The sequence below is a fragment of the Pseudomonas sp. JL2 genome (assembly GCF_031570495.1).
Classification (GTDB): Bacteria; Pseudomonadota; Gammaproteobacteria; order Pseudomonadales; family Pseudomonadaceae; genus Aquipseudomonas; species Aquipseudomonas rhizophila.
In genome coordinates this window covers 1-15,495 of sequence record NZ_JAKUDH010000043.1, presented here as the reverse complement: position 1 = coordinate 15,495, position 15,495 = coordinate 1, and the positions used below count along the sequence as shown (strand labels likewise).

Below are 15,495 nucleotides of genomic sequence, written 5' to 3'. Positions count from 1 at the left end.
CGTTTCGCTATCCGTGAAGGCGGTCGTACCGTCGGCGCTGGTGTCGTAGCCAAAGTCATCGAGTAAACAGTTGTAATGTCTTTTTCGGGCCGGCATAATGGTCGGCCTGATTTTGTTTTAGGTCAGTAGCTCAATTGGCAGAGCGACGGTCTCCAAAACCGTAGGTTGGGGGTTCGATTCCCTCCTGACCTGCCAGATTCACTTGGTGTATCTGGCTTTCTTTTCACAGGATCTTCATAGATGACTCCTAAAGCTGAAGCTCAAGGCTCTCGCTTCGATCTGCTCAAGTGGCTAGTGGTAGTCGCTTTGGTGGTTGTTGGCGTTGTTGGCAATCAGTATTACTCTGCTTCGCCGATCCTGTACCGTGTACTTGCATTGCTTGCCATTGCCGCTGTTGCTGCCTTTGTGGGGCTGCAAACGGCTAAGGGTAAGTCTTTCTTTGTACTCGCTAAGGAAGCTCGCACCGAGATTCGTAAAGTCGTATGGCCGACTCGCCAAGAAACCACGCAGACCACGTTGATCGTTGTGGCTGTTGTTCTGGTAATGGCGTTGCTGTTGTGGGGGCTCGATTCCCTGCTCGGCTGGCTTGTTTCCTTGATTGTTGGCTAAGGGTGTCCCGTGGCTAAGCGTTGGTACGTTGTGCATGCTTACTCGGGTTACGAGAAGCATGTCATGCGCTCGCTGGTAGAGCGCGTAAAGCTGGCTGGCATGGAAGATGGCTTTGGCGAGATTCTGGTCCCCACTGAAGAAGTGGTTGAGATGCGTAATGGCCAGAAGCGCAAAAGTGAACGCAAGTTCTTTCCAGGCTACGTGCTGGTACAGATGGATATGAACGAAGGGACTTGGCACTTGGTCAAGGATACCCCTCGGGTGATGGGCTTCATTGGCGGTACCGCTGACAAGCCTGCACCGATTACAGATAAAGAGGCAGAAGCGATTCTGCGTCGTGTCGCTGATGGTAGCGATAAGCCGAAGCCAAAAACACTGTTTGAGCCAGGTGAAGTTGTTCGGGTCACTGACGGCCCATTCGCTGACTTTAATGGCACGGTTGAAGAAGTTAACTACGAAAAGAGCCGGATCCAAGTGGCAGTGCTCATTTTCGGTCGCTCTACTCCGGTAGAGCTAGAGTTTAGTCAGGTCGAAAAGGTCTGATTGAACAGGCATCCCAACCCCGCAGCCCTAGGCTGTGGGGTTTTGTCGTCACTGGGATAAACGCGCAAGTAACCGGGGAGCCTTTCGAGGCGCTAGAACCCGTAATTGGAGTGCCTCATGGCCAAGAAAATTACCGCTTACATCAAGCTGCAAGTGAAGGCCGCTCAGGCTAACCCAAGCCCACCTGTTGGTCCTGCCCTGGGTCAGCACGGCGTGAACATCATGGAATTCTGCAAGGCCTTCAACGCCCGTACTCAGGGTCTTGAGCCAGGTCTGCCAACTCCAGTGATCATCACTGTCTACAGCGACCGTAGCTTCACCTTCGAAACTAAAAGCACCCCTGCTTCGGTTCTGCTGAAGAAGGCTGCAGGTTTGACCAGCGGTTCCGCTCGTCCAAACACCGTTAAGGTTGGCACCGTTACCCGTGCCCAGCTGGAAGAAATCGCGAAAACCAAAAACGCGGATCTGACTGCAGCTGATATGGATGCAGCCGTGCGTACTATCGCCGGTTCTGCTCGTAGCATGGGCCTTAACGTGGAGGGTGTGTAATGGCTAAGCTGACCAAGCGTCAAAAGGCTATCGCCGGCAAAATCGAAGCAGGCAAGGCCTACAACTTTGTAGACGCCGCCGCTCTGCTGGCCGAGCTGTCGACTGTCAAGTTCAGCGAGTCGTTCGACGTTGCTGTAAACCTGGGTGTTGACCCGCGTAAATCCGACCAGGTCGTTCGTAGCGCTACCGTGCTGCCACACGGCACTGGCAAGACCGTTCGTGTAGCTGTTTTCACCCAGGGCCCAGCAGCTGAAGCTGCTCTGGCTGCTGGTGCTGATCGCGTAGGCATGGACGATCTGGCTGCTGAAATGAAAGGCGGCGACCTGAACTATGACGTAGTTATCGCATCCCCGGATGCCATGCGCGTTGTGGGTCAGTTGGGTCAGATCCTCGGTCCACGTGGTCTGATGCCTAACCCTAAAGTCGGCACCGTAACGCCAGACGTAGCTACCGCGGTTAAAAACGCCAAGGCTGGTCAGGTTCGTTATCGCACCGACAAGAACGGCATCATTCACACCTCCGTTGGCAAGATTGGCTTCGACGCCGTCAAGCTGAAGGAAAACGTAGAAGCCCTGATCGCTGATCTGAAGCGTATCAAGCCAGCTTCTTCGAAAGGCATCTACGTCAAGCGCGTTACCCTGAGCACCACTATGGGCCCAGGTCTGGTCATCGATCAGAGCTCGCTCGACGCGTAAGACTCAGATTGGCGCAAGCGATTGCGCCAATCGAAAAATTGGGGTCCCTGCCTGGCGGGGGCTGTCCAAGACCGTAGGCGACGCAAGTCTTAAACCACAAGCCTACGCAGATGGTGCTCCCGGTTCCTTACCGAATCAGACACCAAAACGACATTCGGTTTCGACCGAATGAAACGGTAACAAGCAGGAGTTAAACCCGTGGCAATTAATCTCGAAGACAAGAAGGCCATCGTCGCTGAAGTCAACGAGGCTGCCAAAGTCGCTCTGTCCGCTGTCGTGGCTGATGCCCGTGGCGTAACAGTAGGCGCAATGACCGGACTCCGTAAAGAGGCCCGTGAAGCTGGTGTTTACGTACGTGTCGTACGTAACACCCTGCTCAAGCGCGCAGTTGCTGACACTGAATACAGTGTTCTCAACGACGTGTTCACCGGCCCGACCCTGATCGCGTTCTCCAAAGATCATCCAGGCGCTGCTGCCCGTTTGTTCAAGGAATTCGCCAAGGGTCAGGACAAGTTCGAGATCAAGGCAGCTGCGTTCGAGGGCAAGTTCCTCGCAGCTAATCAGATCGATGTACTGGCAACACTGCCGACCCGCGACGAAGCCATTTCGCAGCTGATGAGCGTGATTCAAGGCGCTACCAGCAAGCTGGCTCGTACTCTGGCTGCAGTTCGCGAGCAAAAAGAAGCTGCCGCAGCCTAAGGCTGAGCACTTCCTCTCGCGCTTTTTTGTTTATTTCGATGGCCGCGTAGGCCGTCCCCCAATTCAGGAAATACAGTAATGTCTATCTCCCAAGACGATATCCTCAACGCCGTAGCTGAAATGTCGGTTCTGCAGGTTGTTGAGCTGATCAAAGCTTTCGAAGAGAAATTCGGCGTTTCCGCTGCCGCTGCTTCCGCTGGTCCAGCTGCTGCTGCCGCCGTTGTTGAAGAGCAAACCGAATTCAACGTCATGCTGACCGAAGCTGGCGAGAAGAAAGTAAACGTGATCAAGGCAGTACGTGAACTGACCGGTCTGGGCCTGAAAGAAGCCAAGGCTGTAGTTGACGGCGCTCCTGCCATGGTTCTGGAAGCTGTTGCCAAAGACGCAGCTGACAAAGCCAAGGCCGCTCTGGAAGAAGCAGGCGCTAAAGTCGAGCTGAAGTAAGCATCGACTTTGCGTCTCCAGCCCGAGCGTTAAGCGACAGGCTGATGGCTGGTGGCTTTTGCCACCGGCCTTTTTCCGTTATTGGCAGCCGACTGGGTCGGTGCTTATAGCGCGCTGTATCCACCCGATGTGGTGGCGCAAACCATGGGGTTTGCACGATTTTCTGGCTGCTCCCGTCGGGAGGGGCCAAACAAGCAGGTGACCAAGCTGGGGAACGCTGATGGCTTACTCATATACTGAGAAAAAACGTATCCGCAAGGACTTTAGCAAGTTGCCGGACGTCATGGATGTGCCGTACCTCCTGGCCATCCAGCTGGATTCGTATCGTGAATTCTTGCAAGCGGGAGCGACTAAAGATCAGTTCCGCGACGTGGGCCTGCATGCGGCCTTCAAATCCGTTTTCCCGATCATCAGCTACTCCGGCAATGCTGCGCTGGAGTACGTCGGTTATCGCCTGGGCGAACCGGCATTTGATGTCAAAGAATGCGTATTGCGCGGTGTGACTTACGCCGTACCTTTGCGGGTAAAAGTGCGCCTGATCATTTTCGACAAAGAATCGTCGAACAAAGCGATCAAGGACATCAAAGAGCAAGAAGTCTACATGGGTGAAATCCCCCTGATGACTGAGAACGGTACCTTCGTAATCAACGGTACCGAGCGTGTAATCGTTTCCCAGCTGCACCGTTCTCCGGGCGTGTTCTTCGACCACGACCGTGGCAAGACGCACAGCTCCGGCAAACTGCTTTATTCCGCGCGCATCATTCCTTACCGCGGTTCGTGGCTGGACTTTGAGTTCGACCCGAAAGACTGCGTATTCGTGCGTATCGACCGTCGCCGCAAGCTGCCTGCATCGGTACTGCTGCGCGCGCTCGGCTATACCACTGAGGAAGTGCTGGACGCGTTCTACACCACCAACGTTTTCCATGTGCAGGGTGAGAATCTCAGCCTGGAACTGGTGCCTCAGCGCCTGCGCGGTGAAATCGCTGTCCTCGATATCCAGGATGACAAAGGCAAGGTTATTGTCGAGCAGGGTCGTCGTATCACCGCTCGCCACATCAACCAGCTGGAAAAAGCCGGGATCAAAGAGCTGCAGGTGCCGATCGACTACGTTCTGGGTCGCACCACGGCCAAGGTCATCGTGCATCCAGCTACCGGCGAAATCCTGGCAGAGTGCAACACCGAGCTGAACACCGAAATCCTGGCAAAAATCGCCAAGGCCCAGGTTGTTCGCATTGAAACTCTGTACACCAACGATATCGACTGCGGTCCGTTCATCTCCGACACGCTGAAGATCGACTCCACCGGCAACCAGCTGGAAGCCCTGGTCGAAATCTATCGCATGATGCGTCCTGGCGAGCCGCCAACCAAAGACGCAGCCGAGACCCTGTTCAACAACCTGTTCTTCAGTCCTGAGCGCTATGACCTGTCTGCGGTCGGCCGGATGAAGTTCAACCGTCGTATCGGTCGTACCGAAATCGAAGGTTCGGGCGTGCTGAACAAGGACGACATCGTTGCGGTGCTCAAGACCCTGGTCGACATCCGTAACGGCAAAGGCATCGTCGATGACATCGACCACCTGGGTAACCGTCGTGTCCGCTGCGTAGGCGAGATGGCCGAGAACCAGTTCCGTGTTGGCCTGGTGCGTGTAGAGCGCGCGGTCAAGGAACGTCTGTCGATGGCTGAAAGCGAAGGCCTGATGCCGCAGGATCTGATCAACGCCAAGCCAGTGGCTGCTGCGGTGAAGGAGTTCTTCGGTTCGAGCCAGCTGTCTCAGTTCATGGACCAGAACAACCCGCTGTCGGAGATTACCCACAAGCGTCGTGTATCTGCGCTCGGCCCGGGCGGTCTGACCCGTGAGCGCGCAGGCTTCGAAGTTCGTGACGTACACCCGACTCACTACGGTCGTGTATGCCCGATTGAAACGCCGGAAGGTCCGAACATCGGTCTGATCAACTCGCTGGCAGCCTATGCTCGCACCAACCAGTATGGCTTCCTCGAGAGCCCGTACCGTGTGGTGAAAGAAGGTCTGGTGACCGACGAGATCGTGTTCCTGTCCGCTATCGAAGAAGCCGATCACGTGATCGCTCAGGCTTCGGCGACCATGAACGAAAAAGGTCAGCTGATCGACGAACTGGTAGCTGTTCGTCACCTGAACGAGTTCACCGTCAAGGCGCCAGAAGACGTCACCTTGATGGACGTTTCGCCCAAGCAGGTTGTTTCGGTGGCGGCATCGTTGATTCCGTTCCTCGAGCACGACGACGCCAACCGTGCGTTGATGGGCTCGAACATGCAGCGTCAAGCTGTACCGACCCTGCGTGCCGACAAGCCGCTGGTAGGTACCGGCATGGAACGTAACGTTGCCCGTGACTCCGGCGTTTGCGTCGTGGCTCGTCGTGGTGGCGTGATCGATTCCGTCGATGCCAGCCGTATCGTGGTTCGTGTTGCCGATGACGAAGTTGAAACTGGCGAAGCCGGTGTCGACATCTACAACCTGACCAAATACACCCGCTCCAACCAGAACACCTGCATTAACCAGCGTCCGCTGGTGAGCAAGGGTGATCGGGTTCAGCGTAGCGACATCATGGCTGACGGCCCGTCCACCGATATGGGTGAACTGGCACTGGGCCAGAACATGCGCATCGCGTTCATGGCATGGAACGGCTTCAACTTCGAAGACTCCATCTGCCTGTCCGAGCGTGTTGTTCAGGAAGATCGCTTTACCACGATTCACATTCAGGAACTGACCTGTGTGGCTCGTGACACCAAGCTTGGCCCAGAGGAAATCACTGCGGACATCCCTAACGTGGGTGAAGCCGCACTGAACAAGCTGGACGAGGCCGGTATCGTTTACGTAGGTGCTGAAGTAGGCGCAGGCGACATCCTGGTTGGTAAGGTCACTCCGAAAGGCGAGACTCAACTGACTCCGGAAGAAAAACTGCTGCGTGCCATCTTCGGTGAAAAAGCCAGCGACGTTAAAGACACCTCCCTGCGTGTGCCTACCGGCACCAAGGGTACCGTCATCGACGTACAAGTCTTCACCCGCGACGGTGTAGAGCGTGACGCTCGTGCACTGTCTATCGAGAAGACTCAACTCGACGAGATCCGCAAGGACCTGAACGAAGAGTTCCGTATCGTTGAAGGCGCAACTTTCGAGCGTCTGCGCTCCGCTCTGGTCGGCCACAAAGCCGAAGGCGGCGCCGGTCTGAAGAAAGGTCAGGAAATCACCGACGAAGTTCTCGACGGTCTTGAGCATGGCCAGTGGTTCAAACTGCGCATGGCTGAAGATGCTCTGAACGAGCAGCTCGAGAAGGCCCAGGCCTATATCGTTGATCGCCGCCGTCTGCTGGACGACAAGTTCGAAGACAAGAAGCGCAAACTGCAGCAAGGCGATGACCTGGCTCCAGGCGTGCTGAAAATCGTCAAGGTTTACCTGGCAATCCGTCGTCGCATCCAGCCGGGCGACAAGATGGCCGGTCGTCATGGTAACAAGGGTGTGGTCTCCGTGATCATGCCGGTTGAAGACATGCCGCACGATGCCAATGGCACCCCGGTCGACGTCGTCCTCAACCCGTTGGGCGTACCTTCTCGTATGAACGTTGGTCAGATCCTTGAAACCCACCTGGGCCTCGCGGCCAAGGGCTTGGGCGAGAAGATCAACCGTATGATCGAAGAGCAGCGCAAGGTTGCTGACCTGCGTAAGTTCCTGCACGAGATCTACAACGAGATCGGCGGACGCAACGAAGAGCTGGATACCTTCTCCGACCAGGAAATCCTGGATCTGGCGAAGAACCTGCGCGGCGGCGTTCCAATGGCAACTCCGGTGTTCGACGGTGCCAAGGAAAGCGAAATCAAGGCCATGCTGAAACTGGCAGACCTGCCGGAAAGCGGCCAGATGCAGCTGTTCGACGGCCGTACCGGCAACAAGTTCGAGCGCCCGGTTACCGTTGGCTACATGTACATGCTGAAGCTGAACCACTTGGTAGACGACAAGATGCACGCTCGTTCTACCGGTTCTTACAGCCTGGTTACCCAGCAGCCGCTGGGTGGTAAGGCGCAGTTCGGTGGTCAGCGTTTCGGGGAGATGGAGGTCTGGGCACTGGAAGCGTACGGTGCCGCATACACTCTGCAAGAAATGCTCACAGTGAAGTCGGACGATGTGAACGGCCGGACCAAGATGTACAAAAACATCGTGGACGGCGATCACCGTATGGAGCCGGGCATGCCCGAGTCTTTCAACGTGTTGATCAAGGAAATTCGTTCCCTCGGCATCGATATCGATCTGGAAACCGAATAACACGTGACGCGAATCGAGAGCGGGGCTGTTTTGCCCGCTCTCTGCTCCGCCAGGAGGAAAGGCCTTGAAAGACCTACTGAATTTGCTGAAAAACCAGGGTCAAGTCGAAGAGTTCGACGCCATCCGTATCGGATTGGCCTCGCCTGAGATGATCCGTTCGTGGTCGTTCGGTGAAGTTAAAAAGCCGGAAACCATCAACTACCGTACGTTCAAACCCGAGCGTGACGGCCTGTTCTGCGCCAAGATCTTTGGCCCGGTAAAGGATTACGAGTGCCTGTGCGGTAAGTACAAGCGCTTGAAGCACCGTGGTGTGATCTGCGAGAAGTGCGGCGTTGAAGTCGCGCTGGCAAAAGTTCGTCGTGAGCGCATGGCGCACATCGAACTGGCCTCGCCGGTTGCCCACATCTGGTTCCTGAAATCGCTGCCGTCCCGTATCGGCTTGCTGATGGACATGACCCTGCGTGATATCGAGCGCGTTCTCTACTTCGAGAGCTATGTCGTTATCGACCCGGGCATGACCACCCTTGAAAAAGGTCAGCTGCTCAACGACGAGCAGTACTTCGAAGCGCTGGAAGAGTTCGGCGACGATTTCGATGCCCGCATGGGTGCCGAAGCTGTCCGTGAGCTGCTGCACGCGATCGACCTGGAGCACGAGATTGGCCGTCTGCGTGAAGAAATTCCGCAAACCAACTCCGAAACCAAGATCAAGAAGCTGTCCAAGCGTCTGAAGTTGATGGAAGCCTTCCAGGGTTCCGGCAACCTGCCAGAGTGGATGGTGCTGACCGTTCTGCCGGTTCTGCCGCCAGACCTGCGTCCACTGGTTCCGCTCGATGGTGGTCGTTTCGCGACTTCCGACCTCAACGATCTGTATCGTCGAGTGATCAACCGTAACAACCGCTTGAAGCGCCTGCTTGATCTGTCCGCTCCGGACATCATCGTGCGCAACGAAAAGCGTATGTTGCAGGAAGCTGTCGACGCATTGCTCGACAACGGTCGTCGTGGTCGCGCTATCACCGGTTCCAACAAGCGTCCTCTGAAATCCCTGGCTGACATGATCAAGGGTAAGCAGGGTCGTTTCCGTCAGAACTTGCTCGGTAAGCGTGTTGACTACTCCGGTCGTTCGGTAATTACCGTAGGCCCGACCCTGCGTCTGCACCAGTGCGGTCTGCCTAAGAAAATGGCTCTGGAGCTGTTCAAGCCGTTCATTTTCGGCAAGCTGGAAATGCGTGGTCTCGCGACCACCATCAAAGCCGCCAAGAAGATGGTCGAGCGCGAGCTGCCAGAGGTTTGGGACGTTCTCGCCGAAGTGATTCGCGAACACCCAGTGCTGCTCAACCGTGCACCGACCCTTCACCGTCTGGGTATCCAGGCGTTTGAACCGGTACTGATCGAAGGTAAGGCCATCCAGCTGCACCCTCTGGTCTGTGCTGCGTACAACGCCGACTTCGACGGCGACCAAATGGCCGTGCACGTACCGCTGACGCTGGAAGCCCAGCTCGAAGCGCGTGCGCTGATGATGTCGACCAACAACATCCTGTCGCCAGCCAACGGTGAGCCAATCATCGTTCCGTCGCAGGACGTTGTATTGGGTCTGTACTACATGACTCGTGAAGCGATCAACGCCAAGGGCGAAGGTCGTGTGTTCGCGGATCTGCAGGAAGTTGACCGTGTGTTCCGTGCCGGCGAAGCCGCACTGCACGCCAAGGTCAAAGTGCGGATCAACGAAACCGTGAACGATCGTGATGGCGGCAGCGTGACCAACACCCGTATCGTCGACACCACCGTCGGCCGTGCGCTGTTGTTCCAGGTTGTGCCAAAAGGTCTGTCCTTCGACGTCGTCAACCTGCCGATGAAGAAAAAGGCGATCTCCAAGCTGATCAACCAGTGCTACCGCGTGGTTGGTCTGAAAGAGACCGTGATCTTCGCTGACCAGTTGATGTACACCGGTTTTGCCTATTCGACCATTTCCGGCGTTTCCATCGGTGTTAACGACTTCGTTATCCCGGACGAAAAAGCCCGCATCATCGGTGCTGCTACCGAAGAAGTGAAAGAGATCGAAAGTCAGTACGCCTCCGGCCTGGTAACCCAGGGCGAGAAGTACAACAAGGTGATCGACCTCTGGTCCAAGGCGAACGACGAAGTATCCAAGGCGATGATGGCCAACCTCTCGAAAGAGAAGGTCATCGACCGTCATGGCAACGAAGTCGACCAAGAGTCCTTCAACTCGATGTACATGATGGCCGACTCGGGCGCACGGGGTTCTGCTGCGCAGATCCGTCAGCTCGCCGGTATGCGTGGCCTGATGGCCAAGCCGGACGGTTCTATCATCGAGACCCCGATTACCGCGAACTTCCGTGAAGGTTTGAGCGTACTCCAGTACTTCATCTCCACTCACGGTGCTCGTAAGGGTCTTGCGGATACCGCGTTGAAAACGGCGAACTCCGGTTACCTGACTCGTCGTCTGGTAGACGTTGCGCAGGATCTGGTCGTGACCGAGATCGATTGCGGCACCGAACACGGCCTGGTAATGACTCCGCACATTGAAGGCGGTGACGTTGTAGAGCCGCTGGGTGAGCGCGTATTGGGTCGTGTCATCGCCCGTGACGTATTCAAGCCGGGTACCGAGGACGTAATCGTTCCTGCCGGCACCCTGGTTGACGAGAAGTGGGTCGAGTTCATCGAACTCAACAGCATCGACGAAGTGATCGTACGTTCGCCGATCAGCTGCGAAACCCGCTACGGCATCTGCGCCAAGTGCTACGGTCGCGACCTGGCTCGTGGTCACCAGGTGAACATCGGTGAAGCGGTCGGCGTTATCGCTGCCCAGTCCATCGGTGAGCCGGGTACCCAGCTGACGATGCGTACGTTCCACATCGGTGGTGCGGCCAGCCGAACCTCCGCAGCTGACAGCGTTCAGGTGAAGAATGGCGGTACTGTCCGTCTGCACAACCTCAAGCACGTAGAGCGCGTGGACGGTCACCTGGTGGCTGTATCCCGTTCCGGTGAGCTGGCGATCGCTGACGACTTCGGTCGCGAGCGCGAGCGCTACAAGCTGCCGTACGGTGCTGTGATTTCGGTCAAGGAAGGTGACAAGGTCGACGCTGGCGCTATCGTGGCCAAGTGGGATCCGCATACCCACCCGATCGTGACCGAAATGAAAGGTACCGTGACCTACGTGGGCATGGAAGAAGGCATCACGATCAAGCGTCAGACTGACGAATTGACCGGTATGACCAACATTGAAGTACTTGACGCGAAAGATCGTCCAGCTGCTGGCAAGGACATCCGTCCGGCCGTGAAGATGGTCGACGACAACGGCAAGGATCTGTTGCTGCCAGGCACTGACGTAATCGCTCAGTATTTCCTGCCAGCCAACGCCCTGGTCGGTGTTGCGGACGGTGCGCGGATCGCGATCGGTGATGTTATCGCTCGTATCCCGCAGGAAACTTCGAAAACCCGCGACATCACCGGTGGTCTGCCGCGTGTTGCCGACTTGTTCGAAGCCCGTCGTCCGAAAGAAGCCTCGATTCTGGCTGAAGTCAGCGGCACCATCGCGTTCGGTAAAGAGACCAAGGGCAAGCGCCGTCTGGTCATCACGCCGAACGACGGTAGCGATCCGTACGAAGAGCTGATTCCGAAGTGGCGTCACCTGAACGTCTTCGAAGGCGAACAGGTAAACCGCGGCGAAGTTATCTCCGACGGCCCGAGCGATCCACACGACATCCTGCGTCTGCTGGGTGTGAGTGCGCTGGCCAAGTACATCGTGAACGAGATCCAGGACGTTTACCGTCTGCAAGGCGTGAAGATCAATGACAAGCACATCGAGACCATCCTGCGTCAGATGCTGCGTAAAGTTGAGATCGCTGAATCCGGCGATTCGAGTTTCATCAAGGGCGACCAGATGGAGCTGACTCACGTACTGGTGGAAAACGAGCGCCTGGCGACGGAAGACAAGTTCGTCTCCAAGTTCACTCGCGTGCTGCTGGGTATCACCAAGGCGTCGTTGTCCACCGAATCGTTCATCTCGGCGGCTTCCTTCCAGGAAACCACCCGTGTACTGACCGAAGCGGCGGTAACCGGCAAGCGCGATTACCTGCGCGGCCTGAAAGAAAACGTGGTCGTGGGTCGTCTGATCCCGGCTGGTACCGGTTTGGCCTATCACAGCGAGCGCAAGCGTCGTCGTGATGCAGACAAGCCGTTGCGCGTAAGCGCCAGTGAAGTGGAAGCTGCACTGACCGAAGCACTGAACTCGAGCGGTAACTGAGTTCTGCGGTAATTAAGTGCCTGGCCCTGATCATCCCGTTTGCTGGATCGAGACAAATTGTCGAGATCCGGCGGGCGGGGAGGTCGGGGCCTTGCCTTGACTGGGAGCAAGATCCTCTTTAGACTCTTGATCCCCTAAATTTGGCGGGAATTCGTTCCTGCCATTTTGCTTTTCTTGTAAGACAATAGCGTCGCAAGACAACAGTGGAGCTAGTAGATGGCAACTATCAACCAGCTGGTACGTCAGCCGCGTAAGCGTATCGTCGAGAAATCCGACGTGCCTGCGCTGCAGAACTGCCCGCAACGTCGTGGCGTATGCACCCGTGTGTATACCACCACGCCGAAAAAACCTAACTCGGCACTGCGTAAAGTATGCCGCGTGCGTCTGACCAACGGTTTCGAGGTTTCCTCGTACATCGGTGGTGAAGGCCACAACCTGCAAGAGCACAGCGTGGTACTGATCCGCGGCGGTCGTGTAAAAGACTTGCCAGGTGTTCGTTACCACACCGTTCGCGGTTCTTTGGATACTTCCGGCGTTAAAGGTCGTAACCAGGGTCGTTCGAAGTACGGTACCAAGCGTCCGAAGTAATCGGCCGTTTTGCAGTTTTTCATTTTATTGAGTCGATAAGAGTAAGGTCGGGCACGCATTAGCTGTCCCGGGCTAACCTGAAGACCGTTTGAGGGCTTATCAATGCCAAGACGTCGCGTAGCAGCCAAACGTGAGATTCTGGACGATCCGAAATACGGAAGCCAGATTCTCGCCAAGTTCATGAACCACGTAATGGAAAGCGGCAAGAAAGCCGTTGCCGAGCGTATTGTTTATGGCGCACTGGACAAAGTTAAGGAACGCAAGAACAGCGATCCCCTGGAAATCTTCGAGAAAGCTCTCGACGCCATCGCTCCGCTGGTCGAAGTGAAGTCGCGCCGTGTAGGCGGTGCTACTTACCAGGTTCCGGTCGAAGTTCGTCCGTCCCGTCGTAACGCCCTGGCAATGCGCTGGTTGGTAGACTTCGCCCGCAAGCGCGGTGAGAAGTCCATGGCTCTGCGTTTGGCTGGCGAACTGTTGGACGCTGCTGAAGGTAAAGGTGCTGCAGTTAAGAAGCGTGAAGACGTGCACCGTATGGCTGAAGCCAACAAGGCTTTCTCGCACTACCGCTTCTAATTCTAGCGTCACTCAATTTGCGAGGGCTTTATGGCTCGTACTACACCGATTAATCGCTACCGTAACATCGGTATCGTTGCCCACGTGGATGCTGGTAAAACCACCACCACTGAGCGCGTCCTTTTTTACACTGGCAAAAGTCACAAGATGGGCGAGGTGCATGATGGCGCCGCGACCACCGACTGGATGGTGCAGGAGCAGGAGCGTGGTATTACCATTACTTCTGCTGCCATTACCGCCTTCTGGAAGGGTTCCGAGAAGCAGTATCCGCACGAGCATCGCTTCAACGTTATCGATACCCCGGGTCACGTGGACTTCACCATTGAAGTTGAGCGTTCCCTGCGTGTACTCGACGGCGCTGTGGTTGTGTTCTGCGGTACCTCGGGTGTTGAGCCTCAGTCGGAAACCGTATGGCGTCAGGCCAACAAATACGGTGTTCCACGTCTTGTTTACGTAAACAAGATGGACCGTGCTGGTGCCAACTTCCTGCGCGTGATCGGTCAGATCAAGCAGCGTCTGGGTCACACTCCGGTGCCGATCCAGCTGGCTATCGGTTCCGAAGACAACTTCCAGGGTCAGATCGATCTGATCAACATGCAAGCTGTCTACTGGAACGATTCTGACAAGGGTATGGTTCCTGTTCGCAAGGACATCCCGGCAGAGTTGCTGGAAGAAGCCGAGAAGTGGCGCGGTAACATGGTTGAGGCTGCGGCCGAAGCCAACGAAGAGCTGATGAACAAGTACCTTGAGGGTGAAGAACTCACCAACGAGGAAATCAAGGCCGCTCTGCGTCAGCGTACCATCGCTGGTGAGATCGTTCTGGCTGTTTGCGGTTCTTCCTTCAAGAACAAGGGTGTTCCCCTGGTTCTCGATGCTGTGATCGACTTCCTGCCTGCTCCAACCGACATTCCTGCTATCAAGGGTTCCAACCCTGATAACGAGGAAGAGGAAATGGAGCGTCATGCAAGCGACGACGAGCCTTTCGCGGCCCTGGCGTTCAAGATCGCTACCGACCCATTCGTGGGCACCTTGACCTTCGTTCGGGTTTACTCGGGCGTGTTGAACTCCGGCGACGGCGTGATCAACTCTGTTAAAGGCAAGAAAGAGCGTGTGGGTCGTATGGTGCAAATGCACGCAAACGCCCGCGAAGAGATCAAGGAAGTGCGCGCTGGCGACATCGCGGCCTTGATCGGCATGAAGGACGTCACCACCGGTGAAACCTTGTGCAACGCTGACAAGCCGATCATCCTGGTTCGCATGGACTTCCCGGAGCCGGTTATTTCGGTTGCCGTTGAGCCAAAAACCAAGGATGACCAGGAAAAAATGGGTATCGCTCTGGGCAAGCTTGCTCAGGAAGATCCATCTTTCCGCGTCAAGACTGATGAAGAGACCGGTCAAACGATCATCTCTGGCATGGGCGAGTTGCACCTGGACATCCTGGTTGACCGGATGCGCCGTGAGTTCAACGTCGAAGCCAACATCGGCAAGCCTCAGGTTTCCTATCGTGAGCGCATCACGAAGAACTGTGAAATCGAAGGCAAGTTCGTTCGCCAGTCCGGTGGTCGTGGCCAGTTCGGTCACTGCTGGATTCGCTTTGCACCGGCTGACGAAGGTCAGGAAGGTCTGCAATTCGTGAACGAAGTCGTAGGTGGTGTGGTTCCTAAGGAATACATCCCGGCGATCCAGAAGGGTATCGAAGAGCAGATGAAGAACGGCGTTGTTGCCGGCTATCCGCTGATCGGCCTGAAGGCGACTGTGTTCGATGGTTCTTACCACGACGTCGACTCCAACGAGATGGCGTTCAAGGTGGCTGCCTCCATGGCGACCAAGCAACTGGCCCAGAAGGGCGGTGGTGAGTTGCTTGAGCCGATCATGGCGGTAGAGGTTGTTACGCCTGAAGACTACATGGGTGATGTCATGGGCGACCTTAACCGTCGTCGTGGCATGATTCTGGGTATGGAAGATACGGTTTCCGGCAAGGTCATTCGTGCCGAGGTTCCGTTGGGTGAAATGTTCGGTTACGCAACCGACGTTCGTTCCATGTCTCAGGGTCGCGCGAGCTACTCTATGGAATTCAAAAAATACAATACAGCTCCGTCGCATATCGTCGAAACTGTTACCAAAAAGCAAGGCTGATTCAGCCCTTTAAGCTAGGAGTTAATTGTCGTGGCTAAAGAAAAATTTGAACGGAACAAACCGCACGTCAACGTTGGCACCATCGGTCACGTCGACCACGG

11 protein-coding genes, 1 tRNA gene and 2 pseudogenes are annotated in these 15,495 nt (G+C 56.0%); all 14 read left to right on the top strand.

The window, feature by feature from the left end:
* Positions 1-66 (top strand): annotated as a pseudogene (locus MKS85_RS29125) (elongation factor Tu); the annotation flags it as partial.
* 53 nt (positions 67-119) lie between these two features.
* Positions 120-195, top strand: a tRNA-Trp gene (locus MKS85_RS28290).
* A 45-nt stretch (positions 196-240) separates the two neighbouring features.
* On the top strand, positions 241-609 hold the full coding sequence (gene secE, locus MKS85_RS28285) for a preprotein translocase subunit SecE (RefSeq protein WP_003186101.1): 369 nt from the start codon (positions 241-243) through the stop codon (positions 607-609).
* A 9-nt stretch (positions 610-618) separates the two neighbouring features.
* The gene (gene nusG / locus MKS85_RS28280) at positions 619-1,152 is read left to right on the top strand and encodes a transcription termination/antitermination protein NusG (RefSeq protein WP_003186097.1); all 534 of its coding nucleotides are present in this window, start codon (positions 619-621) and stop codon (positions 1,150-1,152) included.
* Between the two features lie 117 nt (positions 1,153-1,269).
* Entirely contained in the window at positions 1,270-1,701 is a 432-nt protein-coding gene (rplK, locus tag MKS85_RS28275; protein ID WP_003176435.1) for a 50S ribosomal protein L11, read from the top strand.
* Positions 1,701-2,396 (top strand): 50S ribosomal protein L1, encoded by a 696-nt coding sequence (rplA, locus tag MKS85_RS28270; RefSeq protein WP_003186095.1) that lies wholly within the window; start codon positions 1,701-1,703, stop codon positions 2,394-2,396. Before rplK ends, rplA begins: the two co-directional genes overlap by 1 nt.
* A gap of 198 nt (positions 2,397-2,594) precedes the next feature.
* The gene (rplJ, locus tag MKS85_RS28265) at positions 2,595-3,095 is read left to right on the top strand and encodes a 50S ribosomal protein L10 (RefSeq protein ID WP_047230484.1); all 501 of its coding nucleotides are present in this window, start codon (positions 2,595-2,597) and stop codon (positions 3,093-3,095) included.
* Positions 3,096-3,173: 78 nt separating this feature from the next.
* Positions 3,174-3,539 (top strand): 50S ribosomal protein L7/L12, encoded by a 366-nt coding sequence (gene rplL, locus MKS85_RS28260; protein ID WP_027617682.1) that lies wholly within the window; start codon positions 3,174-3,176, stop codon positions 3,537-3,539.
* Positions 3,540-3,759: 220 nt separating this feature from the next.
* Positions 3,760-7,833, top strand: a complete 4,074-nt coding sequence (gene rpoB / locus MKS85_RS28255; protein WP_047230483.1) for a DNA-directed RNA polymerase subunit beta — start codon at positions 3,760-3,762, stop codon at positions 7,831-7,833.
* Between the two features lie 64 nt (positions 7,834-7,897).
* Positions 7,898-12,097: a DNA-directed RNA polymerase subunit beta' gene (gene rpoC, locus MKS85_RS28250; protein WP_047230482.1), complete on the top strand. Its 4,200-nt coding sequence runs from the start codon at positions 7,898-7,900 to the stop codon at positions 12,095-12,097.
* Between the two features lie 216 nt (positions 12,098-12,313).
* Positions 12,314-12,685 (top strand): 30S ribosomal protein S12, encoded by a 372-nt coding sequence (gene rpsL, locus MKS85_RS28245; protein ID WP_003186084.1) that lies wholly within the window; start codon positions 12,314-12,316, stop codon positions 12,683-12,685.
* A gap of 102 nt (positions 12,686-12,787) precedes the next feature.
* Entirely contained in the window at positions 12,788-13,258 is a 471-nt protein-coding gene (gene rpsG / locus MKS85_RS28240) for a 30S ribosomal protein S7 (RefSeq protein WP_003186074.1), read from the top strand.
* A gap of 30 nt (positions 13,259-13,288) precedes the next feature.
* On the top strand, positions 13,289-15,394 hold the full coding sequence (gene fusA, locus MKS85_RS28235) for an elongation factor G (protein WP_047230481.1): 2,106 nt from the start codon (positions 13,289-13,291) through the stop codon (positions 15,392-15,394).
* A 30-nt stretch (positions 15,395-15,424) separates the two neighbouring features.
* Positions 15,425-15,495, top strand: a pseudogene (locus MKS85_RS28230) (elongation factor Tu); the annotation flags it as partial.